Genomic DNA, 15,410 nt, shown 5'->3' on the forward strand with positions numbered 1-15,410 from the left:
AGGGACCCATTGGTTTATAATCAAGGTCATGAGCGATCAGATCAGGCAGTTATTTACCAAGCCCATTCACCTGTATGTCATGGCCATGATATTGGTGGCAGGCTTATACATGTATGGGGTGCTGAACGCCACTGCGACATGGCCGGGTTCTCTGACCTGGGCGTTGGGAGTGATGGCTTTGTTGCTGGTCTGGCAATGTGGTTTGAAAATGCCCTATCTGGGGATGATTTCGATGGAACGTCTGGTGCAGTTTCATTTGTTGTTGACTTTGCCCATTTCGGAAATTCTACTGATCACCACAGTGGCCACTTTGATCATGCCATTCATAAACAAAGCTTACCGAATGAATTCATATCGGGTGGCTGTGTTACGGGCAGCCAATAACCTGGCGATGAATGCGATCATGATGTTGTCTGGCTATCTGGTGCTGCAAGCCGGACTGTCATTGCCATTGATGGACCTGAATTGGGAAGCTGTCGCCATCATCGCCCTGGCAGCAGTGGTGATGCAGGTGATCAATATAGGCATGATTGTCTTGTATTTCACTGTGGATAAAAAAAAGATTTCCCGCTTGTTGACGCCGGCCTATTTATTTGCTGATTTTGTATTTGTTCCGGTAGGCGTTTTGTCAGCATTGTTATGGCAGCAGTCAGATCCGACTTTGTTTTATTTGTTTGGTTTTTTTATGGTGGTTTTGCTGTTAAGTTTTTATGCGCTGAATAACCGTCATCCCTCCGATGATTCAGGTTCATTGCATCAGGGCACAGAATTTCCAGTCAGTTATCTGAATGTCGAGCATGTCACCACTGCCATCAGATCTCGTTGTGATCAGTTGTTTGATTGTCAGGCCATGTTCCTGGTGGAAACGGATCAGCCTGCAAACGAAACACATTTTTACCTCAAACACAACGCCACAAAATTACCGGACCTGGAACATTTTGCGGCTCGGTTCATCACGGATCATGCCGTTGAACGTGGTTCACAAATGATTCAGGGCCATACCGTATTTTTCATGGTGGCCAGATTCAGTGACCACAAAGGGGTGTTTGCACAAATGATGCTGGTACGCATTAATCAGGTGCCATACACCCACGGTGACCTCAATCTGTTGCGTTTGTTTGTCCAGCGCTACCGGGCAGGCCTGTCTTACGCCATTACTTTCGAGAAACTCTCCGAATACAAGGATAATCTGGAGGAAAAAGTGGATGCAAGGACCCGGCAACTGCAAGCGGTGAATAAAGAAAAAAGCCGATTGGTGAGCAAATTGAAGAAAATTTCCAATTCAGATGCCCTGACCGGATTATATAACCGGCGGTATTTTGACTCGCTGATCAGGTATCACCAAAAGAACCAGCCTGAGCGCTTATCATTGGCGGTGATTGACATTGACCATTTCAAAACCATCAATGACTCCCATGGACATGACCGGGGAGATGAGGTGTTGAAAAACATTGCCCGGATCATGCGCAGCTGGGCATGTGAAGACACCGTTTTGGTCCGCTATGGCGGTGAAGAGTTTGCCGCGGTTGTCATTCACCACGAACCTGAACAAGTGGCAGCCAAGCTCGATGAATTATTGCTGTTGGTCAGTGAGTACGAATGGAGCATGTTACCTGAAGGGCATCAAATGACGGTCAGTATTGGTTGGTCCCATCATCCTGAGCATGACCTCAGTGGGTTGTTTGATCTGGCAGATAAAGCCTTATATCAGGCCAAAACAAACGGCCGCAATCAAGTGCTAAAAGCCTGATCATACTGACTTTGTTTTTTATCTTTAGGTTCTGATCAGCGCTTGCATATCAATCAAGTCACGAATCACCCGCAAATCATTCATGGGTTTGGGAGATTGCTGCTTGACTGCTTGCAAGGTAAATGTCTGCTGGTCACAAATCAGGGGTGGCAAAAATGCTGAAACCACAAAAACCTCCCCATTGACAAATAATTCAGCGGTTAACGCATCAGCTTCAGGCTCGTGGATGTGGTAAGCGAAGATTGAAAAAGGACTTTTTTGCCAGCAACCATCCAGGGACTGAGGAGAATCTTCTTCTTGTGGGAGTTCGTCAAATAACCGATAACTGGTTACCACCTGACCAAATAGTTCTGCCAATGCGCTGTCTTCCATCTGGCTCATGTCAGTCAGATGCTGGCGTAAATAGTTGACCTCATGACGTCCGATTGAGGCATTTGATTGCAGCGACTGAACACCGTCTTTGAAGCGTTCACTGGGCGCTGAGTGCAGGGTGATCAGTTCAACCACTGCATTCAGCATTTCCTCATCTGCTGGCGCCCTCAGGCCAATGGAGCAGGTCAGGCAGTCATCAGAGGTGGAAATCCCGTGGTGGGGTATTTCTGGTGGCAGGTACAGAATGTCACCTGGTTTAAGTTCCGCTGTGTGCTGCGGATGGTAATCTGCAATAACCGCCAGTTCACTGTCGCTGACCAGCTCTGAATCAGGCAGTGGGCGGTCATCCCAGGACCATCGACGGGTACCTTTGACTTGCACCAGGAACACATCATAGTGATCAGTATGTGCACCGACTGAAGCTCCTTTGGGGGCAAAAGACATCATCAGGTCATCAAATCGCCAGCTTTTGATAAAGGGAAACCATTGCAATAACTGGCTGGCTGAAGGGAACCATTTTTCTATGTCCGAGACCAACAGGGTGGGGTGGCAGGCTGCCACATCATTCCAGGCTTCAGGTTCATCATAGATGGCCTGGTAACTGTGTTGGTCTTCGCTGAAAACAATGCGTGACTGAACGCCTTCCTGTTCGGCCAGGGCAAACAGGTCAGTGGCATCAGGTAAGCAGTCCAGGTTTACTGAGGTGTTGCGGAATAAATAAGGCGAACTTTGCCAGTGAGTGCTGAAAAACTCACTGGCAGTGATGTCCTGGTCATCAAAGACGTTTGGCTTGGTCTTTGGCATTGCCGAGGTAGTTGGCTGGTGTCATGTTCATGAGTCGTTCTTTGGCGGCCTGGGGAATGTCCAGCGATTGAATGAAGGACTGCATTTGTTGCTGATCTACTTTTTGACCCCTGGTCAGCTCCTTCAGTTTTTCATATGGGTTAGCCACTCCGTATCGACGCATCACTGTCTGAATGGGTTCGGCCAGCAGTTCCCAGTTGTTGTCCAGGTCTTCGGTCAGCACAGATTCATTGATGGCCAGTTTGCCCAGTCCTTTTTGCAGGGAAGCCCAGGCAATGGCACAGTGCCCAAAAGCAGTTCCCAGTGCCCGCAAGACAGTTGAGTCAGTCAGATCCCGCTGCCATCTGGAGACAGGTAATTTTTCAGCCAGGTGATTCAAGGTGGCGCTGGAAAGTCCCAGGTTGCCTTCGGCATTCTCAAAATCGATGGGGTTGACTTTGTGGGGCATGGTTGATGAACCAATTTCACCTGCCACGGTTTTTTGAGTGAAGTAACCATTTGAGATGTAACCCCATACATCACGGGCCAGGTCGAGCTGAATGGTGTTCAAGCGAATCATGTTGTGGCACAGTTCTGCGACAAAATCATGGGGTTCAATTTGTGTGGTGAACGGGTGAAAAGTCAGTCCAAGGCCAGTGATGAAGTCTTTGGAAATGGCCGGCCAATCTAATTCCGGATAGGCACTGTAATGGGCATTGAAATTACCTACGGCACCATTGAGCTTTCCGAATAAGGTGATGTGACTGAGTTGATCCAACTGATATTTAAGTCGGTAAACCACATTGGCCATCTCTTTGCCCATGGTGGTGGGCGAGGCGGGTTGGCCATGGGTCTTAGCCATCATGGGGACATCGGCATAAGTCATGGCCATGTCTGATAATTGGTTGATGATGTGTTGAATGGTGGGGATAAACACCGTGTCCCTGGCCTCTTTGAGCATCAGGGCATTACTGAGGTTGTTGATGTCTTCTGAGGTACAGGCAAAGTGCACAAACTCTTTGATCTTGTTTAATTCTGCATGGGCTGACAATTTATCTTTGATGTAGTATTCAACCGCTTTGACATCGTGGTTAGTGGTGGCCTCAATGTCTTTGACTTTTTGGGCTTCTTCTGGGGTGAAGTTGTCATAAATGGACATTACCCAGTCCACATCTTTGGCGCTCAGTTGACTGACTTCATCGACGCCAGGAGTCTGACTGAGGTGGATCAGCCATTTGAGTTCTACCAATAAACGGTTTTTGATCAAACCATATTCACTGAAAATATGGCCCATGTGTTTGGTTTTGCTGTGGTATCGGCCATCAACGGAAGTAATGGCAGTCAATTCTGAAAGTTGCATGCTGTCAGCTTGATTTGAAAGCCGGCATTATACCTGAATGTGTGTGGCTGTTCATGCCTTTTGCCTTGAAATGGCGTTGAATCTTTAGGTTGTTGAAGAGATCAATTTCTTTCCAAAAAAAAACGGAACTCCATTCACGAATGAAGTTCCGTCGCTGGTCAGTGACATAAAGGGGGAAGGCGCCACTGACCATAGCTCTATTATATGGGCATCATTGTGTTCTTTTCAAATAATCTTTGGCTGCAGCGAGTAATATTTCCGGTGCCAGACGGATTTTATAGTCCGGATTGACATATTGAAACTGAATAATTCCGTTTTTACCAACCAAAAAAGTAGCTGGAGCCGGTAACAAATGATGATCATGGCCTGATGCTTTTTCCAGATCAATGTTCCATTGTTTGTATTTTTCGACGGTTTCAGCCGGTACCTTAAAGGCAATGTTAAAAGCTTTGGCTACCTCCATAGTGGCATCAGAAAGCAGTTGATAGGTGATGTTGTCCTTCAGCTCCTGGTCTTTCAGGCTTTCAATCAGGAACGAGGGTTGATCAGGGCTGATGAAAAATACCTCAAAGCCCATATCAGTGAGTTGTTGTTCTGCCAGCCGCATTTCACCCAGGTGGGTGTTGCAATAAGGACACCAGCCACCCCGGTAAAAGGTGAGCACAAAAGGTTTGTTTAATTGCTGCGGGTTGAAGGTCACTGTTTCGCCATTTGGTCGTTTGGCGGTGAAGGCTGGAATACTCATACCAGGTAGCAATGGAGTGACCTGATCTGGTTGGTCAAAATAGTCTTTGCCATAGAGGTTGGTACTCAAAAACAAGCCTGCCAGCAATATGGGTAATGATTTCATGGTTAATGTCGCTCTTTCATGTGAATACATAAAGACAGGCAATAGAACAATAAATTACATTTTTTTTGATTTTTTCAATTTCAGTTGGTTGCATTGTGAAGATATATGAATTAGTATTATCTAAATTAGATAAAACTTAAATAATAAAAGAGGACAAAACAAATGGCGAAAGTGGTGGTGCTGGGTGCGGGTATTGGAGGCATTCCTATGGCTTTGGAAGCCAAACAGTTATTGGGTAAAGATCATCAGGTTACGGTCATCAGTGACAAAGACTGGTTTGAGTTTACCCCATCCAACCCTTGGGTGGCGGTTAATTGGCGTAAACCTGAACAAATCAAAGTTGAGTTAGCCCCTGTGTTCAGAAAGAAAGGCATAGGTTTTGTCGCTGCAGCAGCTGAACAGGTTAAACCGTCTGAAAACCAAGTGATTACGGTGGATGGAGAGGTCATCGATTATGATTATCTGGTGATTGCCACCGGACCCAAACTGGCTTTTGATGAAATCAAAGGGCTTGGGCCGGAAGCGCATACGGCATCGATTTGTATGACAAACCATGCGGCCATTGCTGGTGAAAAATGGCAAAATTTCCTGAAAAACCCCGGACCCATTGTGGTTGGTGCTGCTCAAGGTGCCTCTTGTTTTGGCCCTGCATATGAATACGCCTTGATTCTGGACAGCGATTTGCGTAAACATAAAATCAGGGATCAGGTGCCCATGACCTTTGTGACGTCAGAACCATACATCGGCCATCTGGGACTGGATGGTGTGGGTGATACCAAAAGTCTTTTGGAATCCAAATTACGTGATGCCAACATCAAATGGATAACCAATGCCAAAATCAACGACATCGGCCCTGATGAAATCAATGTGACTGAATGTTTTGCCAACGGAACTGAAACTGTGCATGACCCCATTCCTTTCAAACATGCCATGGTATTGCCTGCTTTTAAAGGGATTGATGCCATAGCGGGTATTGAAGGACTGGTTAATCCCAGAGGGTTTGTTGTGACCAATGAATACCAACAGAATCCAACATATCCCAACGTGTTTTCTGTCGGTGTCTGTGTGGCGATTCCACCATTGGGTAAAACACCTGTGCCTGTTGGGGTTCCGAAAACCGGATACATGATTGAGTCAATGGTAACAGCCACTGCCCATAACATTCAATCATTGATCATGGGTGAAGAACCGTCCCGTAAGCCGACATTGAATGCATTTTGTCTGGCTGATTTTGGGAATGGCGGTGTGGCGTTCATCGCCAAACCACAAATACCTCCGAGAAACCTCAATTGGTCAGGCAGTGGCAAATGGGTTCATCTGGCCAAGGTGGCTTTTGAAAAATACTTTTTATACAAGGTCAGGAAAGGCAAAAGTGAACCATTCTGGGAAAAATTCATTCTCAAATCAATTGGAGTTGAACGCTTGAAAAAACCAGACAATTGATGAATTGATGAATTGATGCTGGATTTTCTGGCAGAGGATATGGATGAGTGATGGCTTTGTTGGATGTCAGGTTACAATAGGGGGCATGAAAAAAACCATCATTCGCTTTTTGCTGTTTACTCTGCTGGCCATGTTGGCTGTTGTATACCTGGTGAAAAGACCATCGCTGAGCTGGGGTGAAGTGGTGCTTTTACCAGAAGGTGCATCTTCAGAAGTACTCAAAAGTCACGTCCGGTTTCTCAGCGAAGAGCTGACAAACCGCAATCATTCTCATTTGTCGACCCTCAATCAGGCAGCTGAATACATCAGCCAAAACTGGCAATCTCACGGCTTGCAGGTCAGTCGGCAATCATTCGTGATTGATGGCACTCAATACCACAATGTCATCGCCCGTTTGGGTCCACAACAGGGCGAACTGGTGGTGGTCGGTGCCCATTATGATACATTTGATCTGCTGCCCGGAGCTGATGACAACGCCAGTGGGGTGGCCGGGTTGTTAGAGCTTGGACGTTTACTGGCTGCAGATCCTCCGGAAATGCCCATAGAACTGGTGGCATTCACCCTGGAGGAGCCGCCATATTTTGCCAGTCAAAACATGGGCAGTGCCCATCATGCACAGGCACTGAAAGAGCCTGTGCGATTAATGGTTTCATTGGAGATGATCGGCTATTTTTCTGATCAGCCGGACTCTCAAAAATATCCTCTGGCGGTACTCAGCTGGCTGTACCCCACCACCGGAGATTTCATTGCGGTGGTGGATCAGTTGTTTTCATCAGAGGCACAAAGCATCAAGCAAGTCTATAACCAGCATACCTCATTGGCGGCGCATTCAATCAATGCACCGGCCTCATTGGTAGGGGTGGACTTTTCTGATCACCGCAATTATTGGGCGCAGAACATACCGGCGGTGATGATCACGGACACTGCGTTTTACCGCAATCACTATTATCACACTGAAAATGACACCTGGGAACGTTTGAATTATCAGAAAATGGCACAGGTCATTGATGGGTTGCTGATTTTTCTGCAACATGGCCTGGATTGAATCAACCGATCATTGATTTGAAATAACCTGTTGTGTCAAGATACCTCCTCTATTAACAAAACCGGTTAAACAGCATGAAAATCAGCAGTCATTTCGACGGCGGCCGCATTGCAGTGGTCAAGGCAGACGATGTATCCGATATTCAGGTCAACATCGATCATGATTCCAATTCAGAATTCAGACAGTGGTTCCATTTCAGAATTCAGGGCATCAAAAACCAGGATTGTGTACTGACCTTTCTGAATGCCAGCGAGACTTCGTATGTGGAAGGCTGGAAAGACTATGATGTGTGTGCATCAACAGACCGTCAGGAATGGTTTCGCCTACCCACTGAATTTGATGGTAAAAAATTGACCGTCGAATTCAATACCGACACCGATGACATTTATCTGGCGTATTTTGCCCCATACTCTTTTGAGCGGCATCTGAATTTACTGGCATTCGCTCAGCAATCTGATCTGTGTGAACTGCATTCTTTGGGTGAAACGGTCGATGGCCGGGACTTTGACATGCTGATCATCGAAGATCAGGAAGTAGACCTGGCAGAAAAGCTTAATGTTTGGATGATTGCCCGACAACACCCGGGTGAGACCATGGCTGAGTGGTTCGTAGAAGGCTTTTTGGAGTCACTGCTGGATCAGGACAATCCATCATCGCGATCGTTGTTGCAGCATTGTCGATTTCATGTGGTGCCAAATATGAACCCAGACGGCAGCTATCGTGGAAACCTCAGAACCAACGCAGCAGGGGCCAACCTAAACCGCGAATGGCAGGAACCAAACATGGACAGAAGCCCTGAGGTTTATTTGGTACGGGAACAAATGCACGCCCGCGGTGTTGATCTGTTTCTTGACATTCATGGAGATGAAGCGATTCCCTATAACTTCGTCGCAGGTTGTGAAGGTAATCCAAATTACAACGAGCGATTGAAACATCTGGAAGACACTTTTAAGGCAGCCTGGGCTGCTGCCAGTCCGGATTTTCAGGACGTTTATAAATATGATGATGACGAACCGGGTAAAGGTGATTTACGGATCGGTACCAATTACGTTGGCCAAACGTTCAATTGTTTGGCATACACAGTGGAAATGCCGTTCAAGGATAATCATGATTTACCTGATGAGCACTATGGTTGGTCTCCTGAGCGTTGTAAAAAGTTTGGCGAAGATGTGATCATTGCCATCAATAACACCGTACCGGTGATCAAGAATGCCTGATGAATCAAACTGAATTTCTGTTGGCCAATGGCTGGTTAATTGCCCTGGCAGTGAGTGTTGGGGTCATCAGTTGGACGATCTTGTTACTGAAAGCTGTGTTTGATGACAAACGCATCGCCTTGGTGGGGGTGTTTGCCAGTTTGTTGGTGGCTTTCATTGCCGCTTTTCCGCAATGGCTGGTCTTTGCCACCTGGTTGAAATACCTGGCAGGCGTGCTGTGCCTGGTGTTCATGATATGGGTGTGGCTGCGGCACTGGCGCAAAGCCGGTGTCTATTTACCGGTGATGGGGGTGTTGCTCAGTTCGGTTGCAGGTTACTGGCTGATGACTGAGTATCGCTTACTGGGCTGATCAGGGTTTAACGTAATCCAGTGGGTTGACAGGTTTGCCGTTTTTTCTGATTTCAAAATGGAGGTTGTTAACGTTGGTACCCGAAGAACCTAACTCGGCAATCACCTGACCCCGTTTAACCATTTCACCTTCTTTGACTTTCAGGGCTTTGTTGTGACCATAGGCACTGAGGTATTGGTCATTGTGTTTAATGATCACCAGCTCACCGTAACCCAGCAGGCCATTACCGCTGTAGACCACGACGCCGGCTTCGGCTGCCTTGACTGGCTGGCCTTCCCGGCCACCTATGGAGATGCCTTTACGGGCTGGGTTGCTGGCCAGAAACGTAGAGCGGATTTTTCCATCGGTTGGCCACAGCCATTTGAGGTTGGAGTTGTTTGGGGTGGCCGTCACAACTGGTTTTCTGGTCGGTTTGACAGCGGGTTTAACCTCTGGTTTTGGCTTTTCTGGCTGGCTGCTTTTTGCTGTTGTACTGGTTTTGGGTCGGTTCGTTGCCGGAGCTTGAGTAACCTGAGGTTGGGTTTTCTCTTTGCCGGAGGAAACCTTGGGTCCAGAAGTCAGAGGCTGGGTTTTGGCGGGTTGTTTGGGTGTTGCTGCAGGTATGGAACCTTTTAGTCGAATGATTTGTCCCGGGTAAATCCGGTAAGGTGGTTTGATGTCGTTGAGAGCGGCCAGCTTCTTGTAATCCACCTGATAGCGAAAACCAATGGAATACAGGCTATCGCCCTTTTTAACTTTGTATTGTTGGGTGGTTTTATTCTTGCGTTCAGTGTGCCTTGAATTCAAACGGGTATGACTTCTCTGAGGTTTGGGGTTGACTTCGTCCACCTGAGCCGGACGCCTGGGTGCACAAGCGGTTAAACCGACCAAAAGGGAAATGATCAGCAGAAGCTTCATTTACCGCACCACTCCTTCAAGCAGAGGGACGAAAATAACATCTCCAAGGTATTGTTCCTGGTGGCCATGTTCGGTTTTGACAATGGCCATCAGCTTTTGTTTCAGATGATCGCCAACAGGTAATATCATTTTCCCGCCTACGCGTAATTGATCGAGCAGTGCATAGGGCACTTGTTCTGGTGCTGCAGTGACTATGATGATGTCAAACGGTGCTTCACTGGCCCAGCCGGCGAATCCGTCACCGGTTTTGCATCGCACATTGCGATAGCCGAGTTTAATGAATCTTCTGCGGGCCTGGCGGGTGAGTTTGTCAATCCGTTCGATGCTGAATACTTCATCTACCAGTTGAGAAAGTACTGCAGCCTGGTACCCCGATCCTGTGCCCAATTCCAAGACCTTTACCGGGTGGTCATGGCGGATGACTTCTTCGGTCATTCGGGCCACCACAAAGGGTTGTGAAATGGTCTGGCCGTATTTTATTGGCAGGGCCACATCTTCATAGGCACGGTGAGAAAGGGCTTCATCCACGAATACATGTCGTGGAATCTTGGCCATGGCCATCAACACCCGTTCATCGCCAATGCCCCTGACTCGCAGGCGGTCTATCATTCGCTGCCGGGTGCGTTCAGAGGTCATGCCAATGCCCAGTGAATTCATAGATGGCTGGCCCATTGATCCAGGTCGTCAATAAAGCCGTGTTTGGTCATGTCTGTTTGCAGTGGAGAAATTGAAACATAGCCATTCTTAACGGCATGAAAATCAGTGCCTTCTCCGGCATCGGCCTCTGGTCCCGCCGGTCCGATCCAATACATTTTGAAGCCCCTGGGATCACGGATGGGAATGGCATTTTCTGCTTTGTGACGGTACCCGAGTCGGGTGATTTTGACGCCCTTAATTTCCTCAATAGGTAAATTGGGCACATTGACGTTCAATATGGTGTCCGTGGGTAAGGGGTGATAGATCACATGCTGGATGATTTTTTTCAAAAAATGAGTCACGGTATGAAAGTCCCTCGGCCGGCGGTTTTCTTTGACTGAGTCCAGCACAATGGATACCGCGATGGCTGGCAAACCCAGATAGCGGCCCTCAATGGCCGCAGCCACTGTTCCAGAGTACAGGACATCATCACCCAGATTAGCGGCGTTGTTGATGCCGGATATCACCATATCCGGTTCTTCGTCAAGAACCCCGGTGACAGCAAGGTGTACACAATCGGTGGGTGTGCCATACACACTGAAAACGTCGTCGGTGACTTTTTCCACCCGAATTGGGCGGTCCAGGGTGAGTGAATTGCTGGCTCCTGAACGGTCGCGGTTGGGAGCAAACACCACCACTTCACCAAGCTCTTTGAGCATGTCTGCCAGAATTTTGATGCCTTTGGCATTGACACCGTCGTCATTGCTGACCAAAAATTTCATGGGATAAGGATCTACAGAGTAATACCCCATTATAAAGAGTTGTGACTTTAAAAATAAATACCGGGGGTGAAATTCAGTGAATAAAACCCACATCAGGCATCGCAATGAACTTTTTATTACCCCTTTGGCTCTTGCTGTATATCAGCCTGGTCACTCATTTGTGAAGATCAGAACAGGCCAATCAATTGCTCAAAGATACGATTGAGTAAGTTTTTTTTCCCCGTAATGATTTCAATTCTGCCCTGCATGTGAGGGATATAACTGATGGTTTTTCCATAACTGGTGGTGATTTGATTGGTGCTGGCATCGAAGCCTTCGATTTCCACATCAATGTTGATTTGTTGCTGGTGTACGGATGGTGATTGATTCACCACCCTGGCACTGATTTCGCCAAACTCTGTCGCCGGATAGCTCATCAATTGAATCAATGCCCGTTGACCCACAGAGACTTTGCCGGTACCGTTTTCAGCGACCTTAATCTGTCCGCGTAAATGCTCAGAATGTGGGATGATGGTAAACAGTTCCTGACCTGCGGTGATGTTTTGATTGGCAGCAGTGCCATTGGGTAAGGCAATGGTACCTGCCATGGTGGATTTGAAAATGTGCTGTTTTTCCCAGCCCAATACCTGGTCAAGTAACTTTTGCTGAGCTAATTTTTGATACAGCAACAAATCTGCGAGTCCTTCCTGGTCATTGGATTCCAGCCAGTTCAATTCTTCTCTGGCATGCTTCATCTGGCTGTTAACCTGCAACCGCTCATCAGTCAATTGTCTGATCAGAATCTTCGCTTCCAGCAGTTTTTTATGTAACTGTTCGACTTCACCTTTGGACAGCAAACCTTCGGTATGTAATTGCCTCGACTTTTTGTGGTTTTCTTGTTCCATGGTCACTTTTTGTTGCAACAACATGAGCCGCTGGTCCAGTGCATACAGCCGCTGTTCGGCAGTTTGTAAGTGATTGTGTTGTTGCCTGGTCTGAATGGTTGTTTTGTCACTGGACAGGTGCTGACTGATCTTGTGCAGGTGTTCTGTGAGGGTCTGAAATTCAACCCGCATCGGACCCAGGTGTTGATTCAGAAAGGGAGACAAATCTGCGATGTCCAGCTCAGTCTTCAACAGCACCGACTTTAAAGCCTGCAGGGTTATCAGGTCGACATCTGATTGCAGGACAATGATGGGTTGTCCTTTCTCCACCGATTCCCCATCACTCACCAGCACTTTGTCAACGACACCCAGTTGATCAGCGTTACGGGAACTCGCGGGATGTACGGAATTGATGACCACCCGTGTGTTGATGGTGTCGGAATAATCAATGAACCAGCTGAACGTTAGGATCATCAACACAAACCCCATGATCAGACTGATGCCCCAGCGAATCAGGGCTTTGGGCGGTTGGCCAATGTATTCGTCAATGAAGTCCGGAGTGTCTGCTGGTTGCTGATTCATGTGCCCAGTTCCAATTGGTTTTTGACCAAGTAATAATAGTCACCACGTTGGCTGATCAGGGTGTCGTGGTTCCCGGATTCAACCACCGCTCCGTGTTTCAGTACCACGATCTGATCGGCATTCCTGACGGTGCTCAGGCGATGAGCGATGATCACTGCTGTGCGGTTTTTGACGAATACATCAAGGTTGTTCTGAATCATTTTTTCATTGTTGGCATCCAATGCCGAGGTGGCTTCGTCATAGAACAAATAGGCCGGGTCCTGATAAATGGAGCGGGCAATCATCAGCCTTTGCTGCTGACCTTTGCTGAGGTTGATCTGACCATTCTGACCAATCACTGTTTGCCATTTAAGGGGCAGTTTGTTGATGTCATCCAACAGGTTTGCCATGGTCAGGGCGTGCATCAGTTTTTGCTGATCAATGGTGGCGCCAGACAAGGCCACGTTGGCGGCAATGGTATCATCAAAAACATGTCCGTCCTGAAACACCACGCCAGACTGGTTTCTGATCAATTCAGCCGGAAGGTGTTCAACATCCATACCCCCATACTCAATGACACCTGAATCAGGAGCATAGAATTTCAACAGCAATTTCAGCAGGGTGGTTTTACCACTGCCGCTTTCTCCAACGATGGCGGTGGTTTTTTGGGCAGGGATGCGCAGCGTGATGTCTTTCAGGACTGGCGAGAATCCGGGGTAAGCAAAAGTCAGGTTGCTGATGCTGATGTCACCGGTGAGCTGTTTAACCTGATAAGGGTTCTGGGTGGATTCATCAGGTTCATTTTGGATTTCAGTCAGTCGGCGAAAACTCAGCTTGGCATCCTGAAGTATTGGTATAAAGCTCAGTAGCTGATCAATCGGGGCATTGAGTTGACCCAGGATGAAGCTGATTGCAACCAGCATACCCAGGGTGATGTCTCCTGAAATGACCAGTTGAGCACTGAAAAAAATAATCACAATGTTCTTGATCTCGTTGATCAGGATGGTACCCGCCTGTTGACCCTGCTCAAGCATCAACAGGCGGCTTTTGATGTTGAATAAGTTGACCTGAATTTTTTCCCACTGCCATTTTTTTTTGGTTTCAGCCTGATTGATTTTTATTTCCGGCATACCATGGATGATGTGCAACATGTGGTTCTGGTGTTTGCTTGCGTGCACAAATTTCTCATTATCCAGGTGTTTTCGGCGATGTAAAAAAAGCAGTGGCCAAGTCAAAGACAAGGTGCTGCCAATCACAAAGGCCAGAAAAATCTGGCCACTGTAGATCCACAACACCACCCCGAATACCAAAAGATTGATCAGGGAGAAAAAGGTGTTCAGGCTGTGTGAAGTCAACAGCTGTTCAATCCGTTCGTGATCAGCGATTCTTTGTAAGATGTCGCCGGTGTTTTTGCGGTCAAAATAGGACAGCGACAGACGCATCATTTTCAACAGGAAATCGGCAAGAATGCTGATGTTGATGCGGGTGGATATGTGTAGCAGTATCCAGCTTCGGATGAACTCGATGCTGGTCCTGCTGATGATGAAAACCAATTGTGCTATGAGGATCAGATAGATGAACTTATGATCTTTGAGGGCCACGCCCTGATCGATCAGCGATTGTGACAGGAATGGAATGATCAGATTGATCAGGGTGATGGCCAACACGCCAATCACCAGTTGAATCAACAGTTTTTTATGTTGTTTCAGTTTGGCCCAGATACCCAAAGGCTGTGCTGCAACTGATTCCTCTGCGGTTTCAGAATCGGCGGTGTAAAAATGATCAGTGGGTTCAAGCAAAAGGGCAAATCCCTGTCGATCCTGGTTTTTCACCCAATGTTGTTCAAGTTGTTGTTGATTGATGCGGGATTTGCCGTATTGTGGATCAGCAATTGAGAAGGTGTTCTTTTTGGTTTTATAGGCGACAACAAAATGTTGATCGTCCCAATGCAGGATGCACGGTTTGTCCCCATGCTCTGCCAGTTGTTTGGTGGTGAGTTTTACACCCAGCGTGCGAAAACCCAGTTTTTCCGCCGCCTGGCTCAGATTAAACAGGGAAACACCATGTTTACCAATGGCGCACAAGGTCTCAATGAAGTCTTGCCGAAAATGGCGTCCATAATGCTGACTGATCATGGCCAGACAGGTCGGGCCACAACTCATCATGTCAGTTTGTTTGATCAGTTTGAAATGTGTCATGTCAGAAAAGGGTACAGGCAGAACCTGCACCCTTGAGTGCCTTATTTCAATACACAGCAAATCATTGACGTGTTTTGATCAGGAAAAGAAGAGCTGAAAGTGCCGCCATTGACGTTCTGCATTTCTTCCGCTGACAAGTTGATTGAACCGGCTGGGTTTTTGGCCGCTTCCAGTTGCTCAGCAGTCAGTGTAGAACGGTAGGCTTCGTCTTTCCATGCTTTGATTAAATCGATTTTCATAATAAATTCCTCTATAAATAAAATATTAATAACAGGCTGGTTTTAACAAATGCATTCAGGTAAC

14 protein-coding genes are annotated in these 15,410 nt (G+C 47.2%); 5 read left to right on the forward strand and 9 right to left on the reverse strand.

Annotated features, from left to right (window positions below; translation table 11 throughout):
• Positions 1-28 precede the first annotated feature (28 nt).
• Positions 29-1,750 carry a GGDEF domain-containing protein gene (locus B0475_RS12460; RefSeq protein WP_157892929.1) on the forward strand — a complete coding sequence of 574 codons (1,722 nt, stop codon included), beginning with the start codon at positions 29-31 and terminating at the stop codon, positions 1,748-1,750.
• A gap of 24 nt (positions 1,751-1,774) precedes the next feature.
• On the opposite strand, the gene B0475_RS12465 is transcribed toward B0475_RS12460, so the two are convergent.
• From B0475_RS12465 to B0475_RS12480, 3 genes are all read right to left on the reverse strand, one after another.
• Entirely contained in the window at positions 1,775-2,926 is a 1,152-nt protein-coding gene (locus B0475_RS12465; protein ID WP_077412191.1) for a cupin domain-containing protein, read from the reverse strand.
• Positions 2,898-4,265 (reverse strand): adenylosuccinate lyase, encoded by a 1,368-nt coding sequence (gene purB / locus B0475_RS12470; RefSeq protein WP_077412192.1) that lies wholly within the window; start codon positions 4,263-4,265, stop codon positions 2,898-2,900. Before purB ends, B0475_RS12465 begins: the two co-directional genes overlap by 29 nt.
• Before the next feature lie 211 nt (positions 4,266-4,476).
• Positions 4,477-5,115 (reverse strand): peroxiredoxin-like family protein, encoded by a 639-nt coding sequence (locus tag B0475_RS12480; RefSeq protein ID WP_157892930.1) that lies wholly within the window; start codon positions 5,113-5,115, stop codon positions 4,477-4,479.
• Between the two features lie 162 nt (positions 5,116-5,277).
• On the opposite strand from B0475_RS12480, the gene B0475_RS12485 reads away from it, so the two are divergent.
• The 4 genes from B0475_RS12485 to B0475_RS12500 all read left to right on the forward strand — a co-directional run bounded on the left by B0475_RS12485 (position 5,278) and on the right by B0475_RS12500 (position 9,170).
• Positions 5,278-6,558 carry an NAD(P)/FAD-dependent oxidoreductase gene (locus B0475_RS12485; RefSeq protein WP_077412195.1) on the forward strand — a complete coding sequence of 427 codons (1,281 nt, stop codon included), beginning with the start codon at positions 5,278-5,280 and terminating at the stop codon, positions 6,556-6,558.
• 85 nt (positions 6,559-6,643) lie between these two features.
• Positions 6,644-7,603, forward strand: a complete 960-nt coding sequence (locus B0475_RS12490) for a M28 family peptidase (protein ID WP_109862396.1) — start codon at positions 6,644-6,646, stop codon at positions 7,601-7,603.
• Positions 7,604-7,677: 74 nt separating this feature from the next.
• Entirely contained in the window at positions 7,678-8,820 is a 1,143-nt protein-coding gene (locus tag B0475_RS12495) for a M14 family metallopeptidase (RefSeq protein ID WP_077412196.1), read from the forward strand.
• A complete protein-coding gene (locus B0475_RS12500) occupies positions 8,820-9,170 on the forward strand; it encodes a hypothetical protein (RefSeq protein WP_077412197.1) in 351 nt (116 codons plus the stop codon). Before B0475_RS12495 ends, B0475_RS12500 begins: the two co-directional genes overlap by 1 nt.
• Here the strand turns inward: B0475_RS12500 and B0475_RS12505 are convergent, their stop codons facing one another.
• From B0475_RS12505 to B0475_RS12530, 6 genes are all read right to left on the reverse strand, one after another.
• Entirely contained in the window at positions 9,171-10,067 is an 897-nt protein-coding gene (locus B0475_RS12505) for a peptidoglycan DD-metalloendopeptidase family protein (protein WP_077412198.1), read from the reverse strand.
• Positions 10,068-10,724, reverse strand: coding sequence for a protein-L-isoaspartate(D-aspartate) O-methyltransferase (locus B0475_RS12510; RefSeq protein WP_232781880.1), 657 nt, complete (start codon positions 10,722-10,724; stop codon positions 10,068-10,070).
• Complete coding sequence (gene surE / locus B0475_RS12515) at positions 10,721-11,485, reverse strand: 5'/3'-nucleotidase SurE (RefSeq protein WP_077412200.1); 765 nt, start codon at positions 11,483-11,485, stop codon at positions 10,721-10,723. The genes B0475_RS12510 and surE overlap by 4 nt, the downstream gene beginning before the upstream one ends.
• Positions 11,486-11,652: 167 nt before the next feature.
• On the reverse strand, positions 11,653-12,930 hold the full coding sequence (locus tag B0475_RS12520; RefSeq protein ID WP_077412201.1) for an HlyD family efflux transporter periplasmic adaptor subunit: 1,278 nt from the start codon (positions 12,928-12,930) through the stop codon (positions 11,653-11,655).
• Positions 12,927-15,107 (reverse strand): peptidase domain-containing ABC transporter, encoded by a 2,181-nt coding sequence (locus B0475_RS12525; protein WP_077412220.1) that lies wholly within the window; start codon positions 15,105-15,107, stop codon positions 12,927-12,929. The genes B0475_RS12520 and B0475_RS12525 overlap by 4 nt, the downstream gene beginning before the upstream one ends.
• Before the next feature lie 41 nt (positions 15,108-15,148).
• Positions 15,149-15,346 (reverse strand): mersacidin/lichenicidin family type 2 lantibiotic, encoded by a 198-nt coding sequence (locus B0475_RS12530; RefSeq protein ID WP_077412202.1) that lies wholly within the window; start codon positions 15,344-15,346, stop codon positions 15,149-15,151.
• Positions 15,347-15,410 lie beyond the last annotated feature (64 nt).

The sequence above is a fragment of the Marinicella sediminis genome (assembly GCF_002000055.1).
Lineage (GTDB): Bacteria > Pseudomonadota > Gammaproteobacteria > Xanthomonadales > Marinicellaceae > Marinicella > Marinicella sediminis.

What these genes read in the sequence shown, in the direction of transcription:
- B0475_RS12460 (WP_157892929.1), top strand. Translation starts at nt 29, where the DNA reads ATGAGCGATCAGATCAGGCAGTTATTTACCAAGCCCATTCACCTGTAT.
- B0475_RS12465 (WP_077412191.1), bottom strand. Translation starts at nt 2,926, where the DNA reads ATGCCAAAGACCAAGCCAAACGTCTTTGATGACCAGGACATCACTGCC.
- purB (WP_077412192.1), bottom strand. Translation starts at nt 4,265, where the DNA reads ATGCAACTTTCAGAATTGACTGCCATTACTTCCGTTGATGGCCGATAC.
- B0475_RS12480 (WP_157892930.1), bottom strand. Translation starts at nt 5,115, where the DNA reads ATGAAATCATTACCCATATTGCTGGCAGGCTTGTTTTTGAGTACCAAC.
- B0475_RS12485 (WP_077412195.1), top strand. Translation starts at nt 5,278, where the DNA reads ATGGCGAAAGTGGTGGTGCTGGGTGCGGGTATTGGAGGCATTCCTATG.
- B0475_RS12490 (WP_109862396.1), top strand. Translation starts at nt 6,644, where the DNA reads ATGAAAAAAACCATCATTCGCTTTTTGCTGTTTACTCTGCTGGCCATG.
- B0475_RS12495 (WP_077412196.1), top strand. Translation starts at nt 7,678, where the DNA reads ATGAAAATCAGCAGTCATTTCGACGGCGGCCGCATTGCAGTGGTCAAG.
- B0475_RS12500 (WP_077412197.1), top strand. Translation starts at nt 8,820, where the DNA reads ATGAATCAAACTGAATTTCTGTTGGCCAATGGCTGGTTAATTGCCCTG.
- B0475_RS12505 (WP_077412198.1), bottom strand. Translation starts at nt 10,067, where the DNA reads ATGAAGCTTCTGCTGATCATTTCCCTTTTGGTCGGTTTAACCGCTTGT.
- B0475_RS12510 (WP_232781880.1), bottom strand. Translation starts at nt 10,724, where the DNA reads ATGAATTCACTGGGCATTGGCATGACCTCTGAACGCACCCGGCAGCGA.
- surE (WP_077412200.1), bottom strand. Translation starts at nt 11,485, where the DNA reads ATGAAATTTTTGGTCAGCAATGACGACGGTGTCAATGCCAAAGGCATC.
- B0475_RS12520 (WP_077412201.1), bottom strand. Translation starts at nt 12,930, where the DNA reads ATGAATCAGCAACCAGCAGACACTCCGGACTTCATTGACGAATACATT.
- B0475_RS12525 (WP_077412220.1), bottom strand. Translation starts at nt 15,107, where the DNA reads ATGACACATTTCAAACTGATCAAACAAACTGACATGATGAGTTGTGGC.
- B0475_RS12530 (WP_077412202.1), bottom strand. Translation starts at nt 15,346, where the DNA reads ATGAAAATCGATTTAATCAAAGCATGGAAAGACGAAGCCTACCGTTCT.